General features: G+C 55.6%; 9 protein-coding genes. 8 read left to right on the forward strand and 1 reads right to left on the reverse strand.

Going from position 1 to position 14,814, the window contains the following annotated elements; translation table 11 throughout:
* Positions 1-5 precede the first annotated feature (5 nt).
* The 4 genes from LX66_RS07155 to LX66_RS28525 all read left to right on the forward strand — a co-directional run bounded on the left by LX66_RS07155 (position 6) and on the right by LX66_RS28525 (position 9,166).
* Entirely contained in the window at positions 6-3,692 is a 3,687-nt protein-coding gene (locus LX66_RS07155; RefSeq protein ID WP_145711287.1) for a glycosyltransferase, read from the forward strand.
* Positions 3,693-3,793: 101 nt separating this feature from the next.
* Positions 3,794-5,086, forward strand: a complete 1,293-nt coding sequence (locus LX66_RS07160) for a glycoside hydrolase family 2 TIM barrel-domain containing protein (RefSeq protein WP_145711289.1) — start codon at positions 3,794-3,796, stop codon at positions 5,084-5,086.
* Between the two features lie 19 nt (positions 5,087-5,105).
* Positions 5,106-8,897, forward strand: coding sequence for a glycosyltransferase (locus LX66_RS07165; protein WP_145711291.1), 3,792 nt, complete (start codon positions 5,106-5,108; stop codon positions 8,895-8,897).
* A gap of 143 nt (positions 8,898-9,040) precedes the next feature.
* A complete protein-coding gene (locus LX66_RS28525) occupies positions 9,041-9,166 on the forward strand; it encodes a hypothetical protein (protein ID WP_262713209.1) in 126 nt (41 codons plus the stop codon).
* Between the two features lie 62 nt (positions 9,167-9,228).
* On the opposite strand, the gene LX66_RS07170 is transcribed toward LX66_RS28525, so the two are convergent.
* Entirely contained in the window at positions 9,229-9,555 is a 327-nt protein-coding gene (locus LX66_RS07170) for a hypothetical protein (RefSeq protein WP_145711293.1), read from the reverse strand.
* A gap of 181 nt (positions 9,556-9,736) precedes the next feature.
* Here LX66_RS07170 and LX66_RS07175 point away from each other — a divergent pair, with 181 nt between their 5' ends.
* From LX66_RS07175 to LX66_RS07190, 4 genes are all read left to right on the forward strand, one after another.
* Complete coding sequence (locus tag LX66_RS07175) at positions 9,737-11,326, forward strand: flavin monoamine oxidase family protein (RefSeq protein WP_145711295.1); 1,590 nt, start codon at positions 9,737-9,739, stop codon at positions 11,324-11,326.
* A 173-nt stretch (positions 11,327-11,499) separates the two neighbouring features.
* Entirely contained in the window at positions 11,500-12,660 is a 1,161-nt protein-coding gene (locus LX66_RS07180) for a pyridoxal phosphate-dependent aminotransferase (protein WP_158642562.1), read from the forward strand.
* A gap of 19 nt (positions 12,661-12,679) precedes the next feature.
* Positions 12,680-13,690, forward strand: a complete 1,011-nt coding sequence (locus LX66_RS07185) for a Hint domain-containing protein (protein WP_158642563.1) — start codon at positions 12,680-12,682, stop codon at positions 13,688-13,690.
* A 60-nt stretch (positions 13,691-13,750) separates the two neighbouring features.
* Positions 13,751-14,776, forward strand: coding sequence for a polyprenyl synthetase family protein (locus tag LX66_RS07190; RefSeq protein ID WP_244620323.1), 1,026 nt, complete (start codon positions 13,751-13,753; stop codon positions 14,774-14,776).
* Positions 14,777-14,814 lie beyond the last annotated feature (38 nt).

The following is a 14,814-nucleotide window of genomic DNA, read 5'->3' on the forward strand; positions in this document are numbered from 1 at the left end:
GCATCATGCAAGTACCCAGGAAAGCACATCCTCCTTCCCGTACCGAGCTGCTCACCCTGCGGCTGATGATCCTGATCGGGATAGCCGGCATGGGCTTCCTGCTCTATTACCTGCTGAACCCGCGGCAGGTGGGGTATGCGCCTTTTTACTGGATGCTGATGGCTGGCATCTTCTTTACCTGCCTGCGCATACTGCATGAATGGTACCACTACTTTTATATTACGGTGCCGCCGGCGCCACCGCCCGGCCGGCAGTTCACCGTGGATATCTTTACCACCTTCTGTGCCGGCGAGCCTTATCCCATGATCGTGGAGACGCTGCAGGCCATACAGGCTATCCGCTATCCGCATAACACTTACCTGTGCGATGAGGCCAATGATCCCTACCTGGCGGAAGTATGCCGGCAGTTAGGCGTGCACCATGTTACCCGCACGGATAAACGGGACGCTAAAGCCGGCAACATCAACAATGCATTGAAGCAATCCGGCGGGGAGCTTTGCGTGGTGCTGGACCCGGACCACGTGCCCCTGCCGGAATTCCTGGACCCCATTGTACCATATTTCAATGATGCAGCCATCGGCTTTGTACAGGTGGTGCAGGCATACAGCAACCAGTCCGACAGCATGATTGCCAGGGGCGCTGCCCAGCAAACCTTCCAGTTCTACGGCCCTATGATGATGACCATGAACCGCTACGGTACGGTGCAGGCTATCGGGGCCAACTGTACCTTCCGCAGAACGGCGCTGGAGTCCATCGGCGGCCACGCGGCCGGCCTCGCGGAAGATATGCATACGGCCATGCAGTTGCATGCAAAAGGATGGAAGTCGGTATACGTGCCGGAAGTGCTCACCTATGGGCTGGTACCCTCCACGCTGTCCGCTTACTACAAGCAGCAACTGAAGTGGGCGCGCGGCACCTTTGAGCTGCTGGTGACTTCCTACCCCCGGCTCTTCAAAAAATTTACCTGGCGGCAGCGCCTGCATTACGGTATTATCCCATTCCACTATTTATCGGGCATCGTTTTCCTGATCAATTTTCTGGTGCCGGTGCTTTCCCTGGTGCTGGGCTTTATTCCCCTGCGGGTAGACCTGCTTTCCTTTGCCCTGGCAGGGTTGCCTTTTCTGACGGCTACACTGGGCATCCGGCATTTTGTGCAGCGCTGGGTTATGGGGGAAGACGAGCGGGGCAATCATATTGTAGGCGGCCTGCTGCTGATAGGCACCTGGTGGATCTATATCCTTGGCCTGGTATATACCATTATCCGCAAGAAAGTGCCTTACATTCCCACGCCTAAAGATGACAGTGAGCCGGATAGCTGGACATTGAACATTCCCAATGCCGCCGTAGCGCTTTGCTCTGCAGGAGCGATCGTATACGGGTTGTATACAGACTGGAACCCCTTTGCCTGGGTAATGGCCGGCATTGCGGGTATGAACTGCGGTATTATGTTGTTCAACATCGTCATCAGCCGCCGGCATCAACTGGCGCGCATCCGCAACCAGTCCGGAACGGTCAGGAGCGTAATGGAATATGTAGTGCTGCTGAAGCTCCGCTTCTGGTTTTTCCGGCACCGGGTCTATAACGGGGTGCGGCGTTTCGCCCTGCTGTTGCTGATCTGCATTTTCACCGCCACCATCCTCTTTATGGCTGCCGCTTCCAAAATGCCTACCCGCATGAGCCGGCGCATCCAGAAGCAGGATATCTTTTACGCCGGTATATATAGCCCCGGCGCGTCTACCGCCATGCAGCAGGTGAATGCTTACCAGCAGGACTATAACTGCCATTTCAATATCATATCCCTGCAATTGCCCTGGAACAACCGGGACAGTGCAGCGATGCCGGGATTGCTGCTGGATTCCATTTACGCCAACGGCTCTTACCCGCTGATCACCTGGATGCCGCCTGCCGGCCGGGAAAATATATTGCAGCAGATCCTTGCCGGGGACTATGATCCCTACCTGGCGTTATGGGCCTCCAGGTTAAAGGCATTGAACAAACCGGTGTACCTGCGTTTTGCACCGGAGCCGGATGATCCTGCCGGTCCGTGGGCTGGAGAAGGCGTGCAGGCCCCCGCTGTTTTCCGGGCCGCCTGGCAGTATGTGCACGATTATTTTGGAAAGCGTGGGGTGTATAACGTAGTATGGGTATGGAGCATCGCACAGCCGGAGGCGGTAGCGGCCTGGTTTCCCGGCGCCCGGTATGTGGACTGGCTTTGTGTGCCCTGCCGCCACCCCTCCTTTACCACTGCTTACGCCCCTTTTCACCGGAGCCCTGTTTTCCGCTCAGGATTACCGGTAATGGTGCTGGAAAGCGCCGTTCCTGCCGGTAGCGCCGCCGGCCGCGAAGCCAGGCTGAAGGAAGCCCTGGAAGCGGCCGACCGCGCCTACAGGGAAATAAAGGCCCTGGTATGTTATAACGGGGGCATTGACAGCAACCTGTCCAGGAGCGTGATGGACCGCTACCGTGCTTTCAACCGCAACGGGTTCCCGGATAGAGCAGGCCGGCTGCCCGCCCTGGCGCCGGCTACGCGGCCGCCGTTGAAGCGCCTGGCTTTGCCGGACACTATCCGCGGGGTGAACTACCAGAAAGGGCGGCACTGGTACCGCAGCTTTCATGCGCTGACCCGGCGGGAGATACAGAAAGATTTTACCGCCATGAAACAGGCCGGCATCAATACCATCAAACGCACCGGTCCCGGTGTGTATGACCGGAACATACTGTCCGTAGCGGCGCAGTGCAATATGAAGGTGCACTACAGCTTTAGCGTGCCAGATGTTTCGGAAATGGCATCGGAGCCGGCCAGGCCGGAAAAAGTAACGCAGGATATCCTGGCTACCGTAAAAAAGCTGAAGGGAGATAGCAGCATCATTGCCTGGAACATTGCGGATACCAGTTGGCAGCAATTGGCCGCCCGTTTCTATAAGCCCACCCTTACCTATCAGCAGTATGCCTGTGCGGCATGGCTCGGGGAGCTGGTAGCGCGGATCAGGGCGGAGGACCCGGGCAGGCCCGTCACCATGGACGTGCGGGTAAATGGCCAGTTGGAGGATGTAATACAGCAGTTGCAGCAGCAGGTGCCGGAAATAGATGCTTTCGGGCTGATCATCCCGAAGGAGGACACTGCCGGCGCCCGGCAGATCAGCGGTCTGACCGCCCCCTGTTTTATCAGTCAGGTATCTGTGCCGCAATATGTGCAGATGGGGAACCGCGGCAAAAGCGCTTTTATACGCGCCTGGCAGGACATTGGCGACAGGGATTACCTGGCTTTCGAGGGCCTGGTGGATCACTGGGGGCGGCACAAACGCAATTACTACTACTTGAAGCAGTACTGGGTAAAGAAAGAAGCCGTTCCTGTGCTGTCGCCCGTAAAGATACTCCGCCCCGCCGCCCTCACCAGGTATAACGAAACGCTGACCTACCATGCTATCCTGTACCGTAACAGCCAGTGGCAACTGGCCTCCGCTCACCCGCAGGCAGGGCTGCGCTTTGAATGGTACCTGGTACGAACGGACCAGTGGCACAACCCCGTGGCCATGAAGCGCGTGGGCAGCGGCGCGCGACTGCGCCTGCAGATACCTGAAGACCCCTCCACCTGCCGCCTGTACCTGGTGGCCGCCCGGGGAAGTGATGTGACCACCGCCCAGGCGCCGCTCAATATTCCTGTTTTATATACAAAAAGGCGGCCTGGCTAGGAAATCCGGCACGAAAAGTGCTAGAATGAGTACCAAAAAAAATCTGACCATTTCTTAATTTAAAAGGGACAAGTACGCCATAGCTTTTTTATTGAAGAACCATGACATTACGGAAATACCTGCTTTGGGTGCTTCCTTTGCTTTCGATTTATTGTAACACGCCCTCATCATCTCCCATTAACCACCGGAAAGTTTTTGTCCAGAAAGCAGGAAAGCAATACACCCTTTATCGCAACGGAAAGCCTTTCACCATCAGGGGCGCATCCGGTTACACCCATCTTGACAGGCTGCAGCAAATAGGCGGCAATACCATCCGTACCTGGGACACTACCAACATAGGCGCCATCCTGGACGAGGCCCGGCGTTGCCACCTGGCCGTGATCGTGGGGCTGCCCATGCCCGGCAGCGGCTACCTGGATTACTTTTATAAGGATACGGCCAGAACAGGCGCGCAATACCGCGCATTTACCCGTACCGTACAGCGTTATAAGGACCATCCCGCACTGCTGATGTGGTGCCTGGGCAATGAGCTGGGCTTTCCTTACAAGCCCGGTTACAGCGCGTTCTACAAAACATTCAACCGCCTGCTGGACATGATCCATGCCACGGACCCTGACCATCCCGTTACTACCACCATCGCCAATTTCAATATCGTACAGGCATTGCTGGTAAAGTGGAAAGTGCATGACCTGGACCTGCTTTCCTTTAACACCTTCGGTAAGCTGAAGACACTGGACAAACAGTTGAAAAGATCTGCCTGGCTCTGGAGCGGCCCTTTCCTGGTGACGGAATGGGGCACTTATGGCCCCTGGGAGTCCGCGCTCACGGCGTGGGATGCGCCCATTGAAAGCACCAGCACCAAGAAGGCGGAGCATTACCGGGAGCTGCACCGGCACCTGCCGGTGAAGGCGCCCGGCTTCCTGGGCGCGCTGGTATTTTACTGGGGACAAAAGCAGGAAACCACCTCTACCTGGTTCAGCATGTTTGATGAACAGGCGGCCGCCACGGAAGCGGTGAGCGTAATGCAGCACCTGTGGACCGGCAGGGCTCCGGCCCATGCCGCACCGCAATTGAAATACATGCTGGTAGATGATAAGGGCGCGCAGGACAATATCATGCTGGCGCCCGGTACCCGGCACCGCGCTGAAATACTGCTGGAGAACGGGGGGCCGGATACCCTTGCACTGCAATGGGAAATATGGCAGGAGGACTGGTTCAGCGAAACCGGTCTGGCCCCGCTGAAAATGCCGGATACCCTGCTTGCGCCTGCCGGCAGCCATACACTGACGTTCAGGGCCCCTTCAAAAGCAGGCCCTTACAGGATATATGTAAAGGTAATGGACGGATACGGAAACTTTGCGACGGCCAATACCCCCTTTTACGTTGTTGATTAACCATGTGAACTATTGCATTATGCGAACACCCAAAAAAGCGGTTCCACCTTCCAGGGCGGAGCTATATACATTGCGGCTGATGATAGGGATCGGCATAGCCGGGATGGGCTATTTTTTATATTGCCTGTTTAACCCGCTGCAGGTAGGGTATGCACCGTTCTACTGGCTGCTGATGGCCGGTACCGTTTTCACCTGCCTGCGTATACTGCATGAGTGGTATCATTACTTTTATATTACGGTACCACGCGTACCGCCACCTGGCCGGCCGTTTACCGTAGACATCTTTACCACCTTCTGCGCCGGCGAGCCCTACTCCATGATCGTGGAAACGCTGCAGGCCATACAGGCTATCCGCTATCCGCATAGCACTTACCTGTGCGATGAGGCCAATGATCCCTACCTGGCGGAAGTATGCCGGCAGTTAGGCGTGCACCATGTTACCCGCACGGATAAACAGGATGCCAAGGCCGGTAATATCAATAATGCCTTAAAGCAATCCGGCGGGGAGCTGTGCGTGGTGCTGGACCCGGACCATGTGCCGCTGCCGGGTTTCCTGGACCCCATCATACCGCACTTTAATAATGAGGAGGTAGGTTTTGTACAGGTGGTGCAGGCCTATGACAACCTGCGCGACAGCCTGATCGCCAAAGGCGCGGCGCAGCAGACTTTCCAGTTCTACGGCCCCATGATGATGACCATGAACCGTTATGGCACGGTGCTGGCCATCGGGGCCAACTGCACCTTCCGCAGAACGGCCCTGGCATCTATTGGCGGCCATGCAGCAGGTTTGGCGGAGGACATGCATACGGCCATGCAGTTGCACGCCAAAGGATGGAGATCCGTATACGTACCGGAGGTGCTCACCTATGGCCTGGTGCCCTCCACCTTATCGGCCTACTATAAGCAGCAACTGAAATGGGCGCGCGGCACCTTTGAGCTGCTGGTGACTTCCTTTCCGCGCCTGTTCAGCAAATTTACCTGGCGGCAGCGCCTGCATTACGGCACTATTCCTTTCCACTATTTTTCAGGGGTTATTTTCCTCATCAACTTCCTGGTGCCTATACTTTCGCTGATGCTGGACCTGATCCCGTTCCGGGTGGACCTGCTGTCCTTTGCGCTCACAGGCCTGCCTTTTCTCAGCGCTACGCTGGCCATCCGGCATTTTGTGCAGCGTTGGGTAATGGGGGAAAATGAACGGGGCAACCATGTGGTAGGCGGCCTGCTGCTCATTGGCACCTGGTGGATCTACATCCTTGGGCTGGTGTATACCATCATGCGTAAAAAAGTGCCCTACATACCCACGCCTAAAGATGACAGCGGGGAGGATAACTGGCGGCTGAATATTCCCAATGCCGCTATTGCCGTGGCATCCCTTGCAGCGATTGTATATGGCCTATACCGGGACTGGAATCCGTATACCTGGGTGATGGCCGGTATTGCGGCTATGAACTGCGCTATTATGCTGTTCAATATTGCGGTTAGCCGTCAGCGTGACCTACGGCGGCTAAGGGCCAGGGTAGCGGTGATAAAGTTGGCCTTTATCTACTGGCTGCAGGTCAAGCAGCAGCTCTGGCATTTGAGACATGGCCTGTACACCGGCATCCGCAGGTTTGCCCTGCTGCTGATCCTGTTTGTTTCCTTCACGGCCCTGTATTTCCTGACCGGCGCGTCCAGGTTGCCGGAACCGGTAACGGTGCAAACAAAGGAGCGTTCTGTTTTCTATACCGGCATTTTCAGTCCTGCAGCCCCGGGCGGTCGTACCTCCCTGCAGCATGTGTATGATTACCAGCGCAGGTATAACACGCATTTTGGCATTATATCATTATACATTCCATGGGGTGATGAGGAACGCTGCTATGTACCGCAGCAGTTGCTGGACTCCATTTATAACAACGGCTCTTATCCCATGATCACCTGGGAGCCCTGGGCGGCGCTATTCCGGCAGGCGGCCGGCCATGAACAGCTATCCTCCGAAAAGAAGATGCTGGCCCGGATCACCGAAGGGGCTTTTGACCGTTACCTGCTCAAGTTTGCCGAACAGTTGCGGGACCTGCACCGCCCGGTGTACCTGCGCTTTGCGCACGAAATGGATAATCCTTCCTATCCCTGGTCCGCCGCCGGGGAGAATACCCCGGAAGAGTTCCGGGCCGCCTGGCGCCATGTGCATGATCTTTTTATACAGCATAAGGCCTATAATGTAATGTGGGTATGGAGCCCCTGGAAACCGGGCGCAATAGACGATTATTTTCCCGGCCATGGCTATGTGGACTGGATAGGCGTGACCTGCCTGAATTATGGCGCCCTCAATCCCGATGGCAACGATTATACGTTTAAACAGTTGTATGCGCCCTTTCACCGGCACCCGCTTTTCCGTGCAGGCCTGCCCGTGATGGTGGCGGAAACCGGCTCCCTGGGCCCGCCCGGCAGCCAGGAGCAATGGCTGAATGGCGCCTTCGCGGCTATTCAGCAGGAGTTCCCGGAAATAAAAGCGACGGTGCTGTTTAACTCGGATATAGACAGCAATGTACCGGGTGCGCCCGGCAGCGGTGTGCTGAACTGGAAGCTGCGCGACCAGGCCGCCTGTTTTACCCTGGCTACAGCAAAGTTCCGTGCAGGCAGCGGTCAACCGTCTCCGGGAAAGCACAGCGCCATACCCGCCCTGGCTGTGTATGACAGCCCGGACCGGCAGCGGTTGCACCTTATGGATACCATCCGCGGCATGCACTATGAAAAAGGCCGGCACTGGTACCGGAATTTCCATGCGCTGACCCGGCGGGAGATAGAAAAGGACCTGACCGCCATGCAGCGCCTGGGCGTAAATGTGATCCGGCGTACCGGCCCCGGCGTGTACGACCGGAATATCCTGTCCGTGGCAAAGGACCTGCACATGAAAGTGCATTACAGCTTTCATATTCCCGGGCCGGATGCCGCCGGTAATATACCTGCACCGGATGCGCTGGCGGAGGAGATCATGCACACCGTAAAAGCCCTGAAAGACGATAAAAGCATTATGGCCTGGAACATTGGCGATACCCTGTGGCAGCAACTGGCCGCCCGGTTTCCACAACCGGCAGCGCTGTATCCGCAGCAGGCGTACATGGCCTGGCTGAAGAAGCTGCTGATCCGTATAAAGCGGGCAGACCCCTACCGGCCGGTGACCATGGATGTAAGCATGAATGAGCGGCTGGCGGCTACTATACGGCGGCTGCAGCGCCAGTTGCCGGAGGTGGACGCATTCGGGTTGATCATTAACAGCGACACCGCCGGCATTGCACAGATCAAGGCTTTGGCGGCGCCCTGCTTCATCAGCCAGGTATCAGTGCCGCATTACCTGCAGTTGCCTGCAAGTACCGGCGCTGTTTTCATTGGCTCCTGGCAGGATGCCGGCGAACGGGGACACCTGGCTTTTAATGGTATTGTGGACCACTGGGGAAGGTACAAGCCCGCCTATTACCAGTTGGGTGCGCGCTGGGGCCTGCCTGCCGGTACGGCGTTGCTGCCGGAGGTGCAGGTACTACGGCCGGCGGCGCTTACAAAGCCTGGCGAAGCGCTCACCTACCGCGCCCTGCTGCGCAGGCAACAGCAATGGACGCTGGCGGCTGACCGTGCGGGTCAGGACGTCCGGTTTGAATGGAGACTGGTAAGGACCAATTACTGGGGCCAGGCCGTGGCCATGAAGCAGGTAGGCAGCGGGCCTTCCCTGAAGCTGCAGATACCGGAAAACCCGGCTGCCTGCCGGCTATACCTGGTAGCGACCAAGGGAGAAGACGTGACCACGGCATTGGTGCCGCTGCAGATAGCAGTGAGGTAAAAGGTGGTGTGCACCCCCCTGTTTGATAGCTCCGGTTGTATTTAGTAATAAAGAGTATCGGTATGCCATCCAAACAAAGATTAAGGCCCATCCCTTTGGGCTTCAAAATTACCAGGTCCGCCAGGATTGCTGGCTTACTGTGTATGCTGTTTATCATCTACAAGGGAGCGGTGAAAGCAGTGCAGCAGCATGATGCCAATGCGGCAAAAGTAGCAGGGATGCTGGCGGTGCTGCTGGTATTGGCGGTCATTATAAGACGTAAGAAATAAGAAGTAGGAAGTAAGATGTGGGTAATCCTACTTCCTACTTCCTATTTCTTACTTCCTACCTCCTACTCCTCCGGTTTATCACGTAATTCAGACTCCTTCAGGTATATTTTCTTTCCTTTTTCGTCCACATAATACTTGCGGTCCTTTTTATTGATATATACCGTCTGGCCATCCGGGCCTACCTTGCCCTTATATACATTATCTGTGATCCGGGAAGCGCCTTTTACCGCTACGGAGGCGGTTTTCTGGCCTATTTTCTTACCTGTTTTGCCTACCTTCTTTACTGCCGTGTCAATACCCTGCCCGCGGCTTTCCGTAGCCGCAAGGGTGGCACATATGCCGATAGCGGCTGCAAAGAGCAGGAGCTGTATTTTTCTCATGGTATTCATAACTGTAATTTTTTTAAAGTTACTGTTTGGAGAGAACAAACCAAGAATAATGCCAGTCTCTTACCCTAATTTAAACATATACATTATGATAATGTTTGTACATCCATGTAATTTATACAAGTGAAATGAGTTTTTTTGTCTAACTTAAGCATATAGAATATATGATAATGTATTTTGAACAATGCCAATTTCAAGAAGAGCATTTTTAACTACCGCCGGTAAAACGGCTTTTGCCGCCTACCCGGCCATGATGGCGTTAGGATTACTACGGTCAGCCCCGGCACATGCTTTCGAGCTAAGTGGCAATGGAAACAACAAGCACATCATTATTTTAGGAGCAGGTCTTGCTGGTATGACAGCCGCCTATGAATTAAGCAAGCTGGGCTACCGCTGTACCCTGCTCGAAGCCAGGAACCGCACGGGGGGCCGCTGTTGGAGCATCCGCAAAGGCGCTGCCCTGCAGGAAACGGAGCAGCCGCTGCAAACCGCCACTTTCGACGACGGCTTATATTTCAATGCAGGCCCCTCCCGCATTCCCCACCATCATGCGTTAACGTTACACTACTGCAAAGAGCTGGGCGTACCCCTGCAGGTGTATAATAATATCAACGAAGCGGCCTACTACTTCAGCGAAGGCAAGGGACCCCTGTCCAATAAAAAAGTGAGGATACGCGAAATACATAACGACTTACGCGGCTATATGACCGAAATGCTGGCAAAGGCCATTGACCAGCACCAGGTGGATGCCGGCCTTACCAAAGAGGATGCGCAGAAGATCATTGAATACCTGCGGGCAGAAGGCGGCCTGGATATAGACAAGCTGTACAAAGCCTCCAGCCGCCGCGGGTATACTGCGCCGCCGGGAGCAGGAGCGCAGGTAGGAACGATTGCCGACCCTTACCGGCTGGCGGATATTATCAGCTCCGGCCTGATGGACCCTGACTTTTATAACGTGGCGGAATATACGTACGAGCTGCAGATGACCATGTTCCAGGCTATCGGTGGTATGGACAGGATCGCTGCGGCGCTGGAAAAGAAAGTGGCGCCCATGATCCGCCTGGGCTGCAAGGTAAGCGCCATTCACAACCAGGCTGAAGGCGTGCGGGTTACCTACCGGGATAAGAACGGGGAAAAACAGCTCTCCGGCGATATCTGCATCTGCACCATTCCCCTGCCGGTATTGAGCAATATTGATCATAACTTTTCGTCGGACGTAAGCCGCGCTATCGATTATATACCTTATATGACCACCGGCAAAATGGGGCTGCAGTTCAAACGCCGCTTCTGGGAAGAGGATGAGGGCATTTACGGCGGCATTACGCATACCAACAATGAGCTGACGCAGATCTTCTATCCCTCCAATGATTACCTGGGAAAGAAAGGCATACTGATCGGCTATTATAATTTTTATGAAACCGCCGCTAAAGTAGGCGCGCTATCCCTGGAGCAGCGGCGGCAACTGGCCCTGGAAAAAGGCGGTATGATACACCCGCAGTACGCAAAAGAGTTTGAGACCGGTTTTTCCATTGCCTGGCATAAAACACCATACAGCCTGGGCGGCTGGGCACTGTATAACTCCGAAACCCGGCAGACGTTCTATAAGGCGCTGCTGCAGCCGGAGAAGCAGGTATACTTTGCCGGGGAGCATATGACCCACCTCAACGCCTGGATGGCCGGCGCATTTGAATCGGCCAGGAGCGTGGTAGCGGCGGTGCACGCCCGGGTGGCGGAACAAAGGCTGGCGTACCCGCCGGCGCACGCAACGAATTAGTTAGTTAGAATGTAAAATGTAAAATATCAAATGTAAAATGTAAAAGTTAGCGGACATGCCTTAATATAACTTTACGGTTTCAATTGCACACTGCCACCAACTTTTACATTTATCATTTTACATTTAAGATTTTACATTTTCTATAACCTGTAATATCAACCATTATGTCCGCTATGAATCGCAGAGACTGGCTGAGGACCAGCGCTCTTTTTACAGGCAGCCTGCCTTTCCTGGCAGGTGCGTGGAATGGCGTAGCCGCCATGTCCGAACACTCCCTGAAGGGCCGTGCGCCCCGGAGGCTTACAGACGCTGAATTTGGCGCACTGGCGCCCCGCGAGCTGAAAGCCCGCCTGTTTGCCAACGAGAACCCCTTTGGTCCCTCCGCCAAAGCCAAACAGGCTATCATGGACAGTATTGCCAGCAGTTACCAATATCCCTTCATGCACCTGAAAGAGCTGGAGGAAAAGATCTCCGCCCATGAAGGGCTGGGAAAAGATATGATATTGCTGGGAGCCGGCTCCTCACCATTGCTCACAGCGGCCGGCGTATGCTTTGGCAGCAGCGGCGGCAACGTGATCAGCGGAGACCCGTCTTATGACGATATGCCGGAAAGCGCCGAAAAAGTAGGCGCCCAGTGGATAAAGGTGCCATTAACGGCGGATTACAAGCTGGACCTGGACGCCATGGAAGCCGCTGTGAATGCGGATACCAAACTGGTGTACGTCTGCAATCCTAACAACCCCACCGCCACCACCGTGGATACGGACAGGCTGAGGGCCTTCTGCGAGCGCGTATCTCAGAAAACAACCGTGTTCGTGGACGAAGCCTATATCGATTACCTGCCGGACCCGCTGGCCGCCACAATGGTGGACGGCGTGAAGAAAGGACAGAACATTATTGTCGCCCGTACCTTCTCCAAACTCTATGGATTTGCCGGCCTGCGCGTAGGGTATATTATTGCGCAACCGGCCCTGCTGGAAAAGATAGGGAAGGTGACCAAAGGCCCCTGGTCTATTTCCGCGCCGGCCCTGGGGGCGGCCATCGCCAGCTACCAGGATACGCCCTACCTGCAGGACGCCCTGCAGAAGACCAGCGCCAGCAAGGAATACCTGTACAAAGTGCTGAAGGAGGAAGGCTATGAATACATTCCTTCTGCCGCCAACTTCGTGATGTTTCCCCTTAAAATGGACGGCGCCCGCTTCGTGGAGGAAATGATGAAACGCGGCGTAGGAGTGCGCAACTGGGAATTCAATGAAAAGGAATGGTGCCGGATCAGCATCGGCCGCATGGACGAGATGGAGGCGTTTGCCACCGCGTTCAAAGAAATATCATAACCGTACAACAATATTGCTTATGCGAACCATCATTTTATCAATGCTGCTGCTGGGCAGTGCCTGCGCGGTGCGCGCACAGGGCGCCGCTCCTGCTGCGGAGGCCGCGCCCCGCACCCTTAGCATGGAGGAGTATGAAAAAGCAAAGACCTTCAAAGTAAAGGACCTGGACAACGATACCTATGTAAAGTTTGAAAACACCTACGTGCTGGACCGCTACGAAATGCGCAAGCCCTATTTCATTACCGGCGACGACGGGCTGAAGAAACGGGTGGACCTCTACAAACTGCTGGCCAAGGAAGGTATGAAAGAGCTGGGCACCCTGATCTATTACACCAACGAGAAAGGCGCCCAATACGCCGCCGTGCTGCCCGGCTTTCGCGCCGCCCCGGAGATATGGGAAAAATACTTCGAGGACATCCATGCTATTGACAAGCAGGAAAAGAACTTTGTGCTCAAGCTCTCTTACGTGCTCTCAAAGGAGTTTGGCTTCCAGCAGTACAAAGCGGCCAACCAGGGCCGCAACCTGAAGGATGAGGAAGCCACCTACAGCAATAACATCTGCTTCCCCGGCAGCCAGGAAGTAGCGATGGCCGACGGCCGCAAAAAGGCGCTGCGCGACATACAGCCCGGCGACCGGGTGCTGAGCATTGACCCGGAAACACGTACAGCCACTACCGTGACCGTAAAAGAGCTGGTAGCCCACGCGGCGGAAAACTATGCCATTACCAGCCTGCTGGTAGTAGCGGCGCAGGAACAGTCCTCCGCTGCCGGCGCCGAGGTGAGGCTGAGCAGCAGGGTGTTGCAGGCTACGCCCAACCACCCGATGCTGACCACGGCCGGCAAAAAGCCGATCGGGGAGATCCGCACCGGCGAGCAGGTGCTGTGCCTGGACGAGGCTACGCAGACTTACCGGGCCTTTACCGTATTCAGTAAAACAGCCGCTGCCGGCGGCGTGCAAAAGGTGTACAACATGGTGACAGACGGCGGCAGCACTTTTATGATGAACGATGTAATGGTATTGCAGAAATAGCTGTTTACTGCTGTGTAATTTCAGGAGAAGCGGGTTAACTTGGTAAAAAGTGTGAAGACTATGCAGACCCGTTTCTCCCCTCCGCAAACCATGCCTGCCGGCCAAAGTGATTATTCCTTCAAAGCCCTGCTGGCGGCGTTCGAAGACCAGTTCAACGATCGCCTGTTCCCCGATACTCCCGCCATCCTGTACGATGCCATTGATTATGCGCTGAGCAACGGCGGCAAGCGGGTACGCCCTGTGCTCTGCCTGATGGGCAATACCCTGGTGGGGCCGCTGGAGCCGGATGCTTTCCTGGCTGCCCACGCGGTAGAGCTGTACCATAACTTCACCCTGGTGCATGATGATATCATGGACCGCGCGCCGCTTCGCCGGGGCAGGCCCACCGTTCATATCCGGTACAATACATCTACCGCCATACTGGCCGGCGATACCCTGCAACTGTACGCTTTTGAGTACCTCAACTGCATGCAGGGCCGGTACCGGCAAAAAGTGGCCGCCGTATTCCTGGAGGCCGCCCTGGGTGTTTGCGAAGGGCAGCAAATGGACCTGGACATGGAAAACATGCCGCTGGAAGCCGTATCCTACCCGGACTACCTGGTCATGATCACCATGAAAACCTCCGTGCTGCTGGCGGCCAGCCTGCAGATGGGTGCCATGATCGGCGGCGCCGGCGAGGAAGACCAGCAGCACCTCTACGCTTTTGGCAAGAATATCGGGATCGCTTTCCAGGTACAGGACGATTACCTGGACGCCTTTGGCGATCCCGGCAAGTTTGGCAAGCAGGTAGGCGGGGATATTATCACCAACAAGAAAACATTCCTGCTGCTGAAAGCGCGGGAGCTGTGCAGCCCGGCGCAGCAGGCGCAACTGCAGGAACTGCTGGCCCTGCCCGGCGACGATGCCGCTAAAGTGCCCGGCGTACTGCAGCTCTATAAAGATTGTAAGGTGGATGAATGGGCCCTTGCGGAAAAACAGCGCTTTCAGCAGATAGCGCTGCAGCACCTGGAGAATGTAGCGGCACCGGAAGCAAATAAAAAGCCCCTGCTGGAGCTGGCGGACCTTTTGCTGAACAGGGGCCATTAGCGGTGGGTTTGCTAACTTTATCCTCCCTGGACAAAATG

Source organism: Chitinophaga japonensis, from assembly GCF_007830125.1.
GTDB lineage: Bacteria > Bacteroidota > Bacteroidia > Chitinophagales > Chitinophagaceae > Chitinophaga > Chitinophaga japonensis.

What these genes read in the sequence shown, in the direction of transcription:
- LX66_RS07155 (WP_145711287.1), top strand. Translation starts at nt 6, where the DNA reads ATGCAAGTACCCAGGAAAGCACATCCTCCTTCCCGTACCGAGCTGCTC.
- LX66_RS07160 (WP_145711289.1), top strand. Translation starts at nt 3,794, where the DNA reads ATGACATTACGGAAATACCTGCTTTGGGTGCTTCCTTTGCTTTCGATT.
- LX66_RS07165 (WP_145711291.1), top strand. Translation starts at nt 5,106, where the DNA reads ATGCGAACACCCAAAAAAGCGGTTCCACCTTCCAGGGCGGAGCTATAT.
- LX66_RS28525 (WP_262713209.1), top strand. Translation starts at nt 9,041, where the DNA reads ATGCTGTTTATCATCTACAAGGGAGCGGTGAAAGCAGTGCAGCAGCAT.
- LX66_RS07170 (WP_145711293.1), bottom strand. Translation starts at nt 9,555, where the DNA reads ATGAATACCATGAGAAAAATACAGCTCCTGCTCTTTGCAGCCGCTATC.
- LX66_RS07175 (WP_145711295.1), top strand. Translation starts at nt 9,737, where the DNA reads ATGCCAATTTCAAGAAGAGCATTTTTAACTACCGCCGGTAAAACGGCT.
- LX66_RS07180 (WP_158642562.1), top strand. Translation starts at nt 11,500, where the DNA reads ATGAATCGCAGAGACTGGCTGAGGACCAGCGCTCTTTTTACAGGCAGC.
- LX66_RS07185 (WP_158642563.1), top strand. Translation starts at nt 12,680, where the DNA reads ATGCGAACCATCATTTTATCAATGCTGCTGCTGGGCAGTGCCTGCGCG.
- LX66_RS07190 (WP_244620323.1), top strand. Translation starts at nt 13,751, where the DNA reads ATGCAGACCCGTTTCTCCCCTCCGCAAACCATGCCTGCCGGCCAAAGT.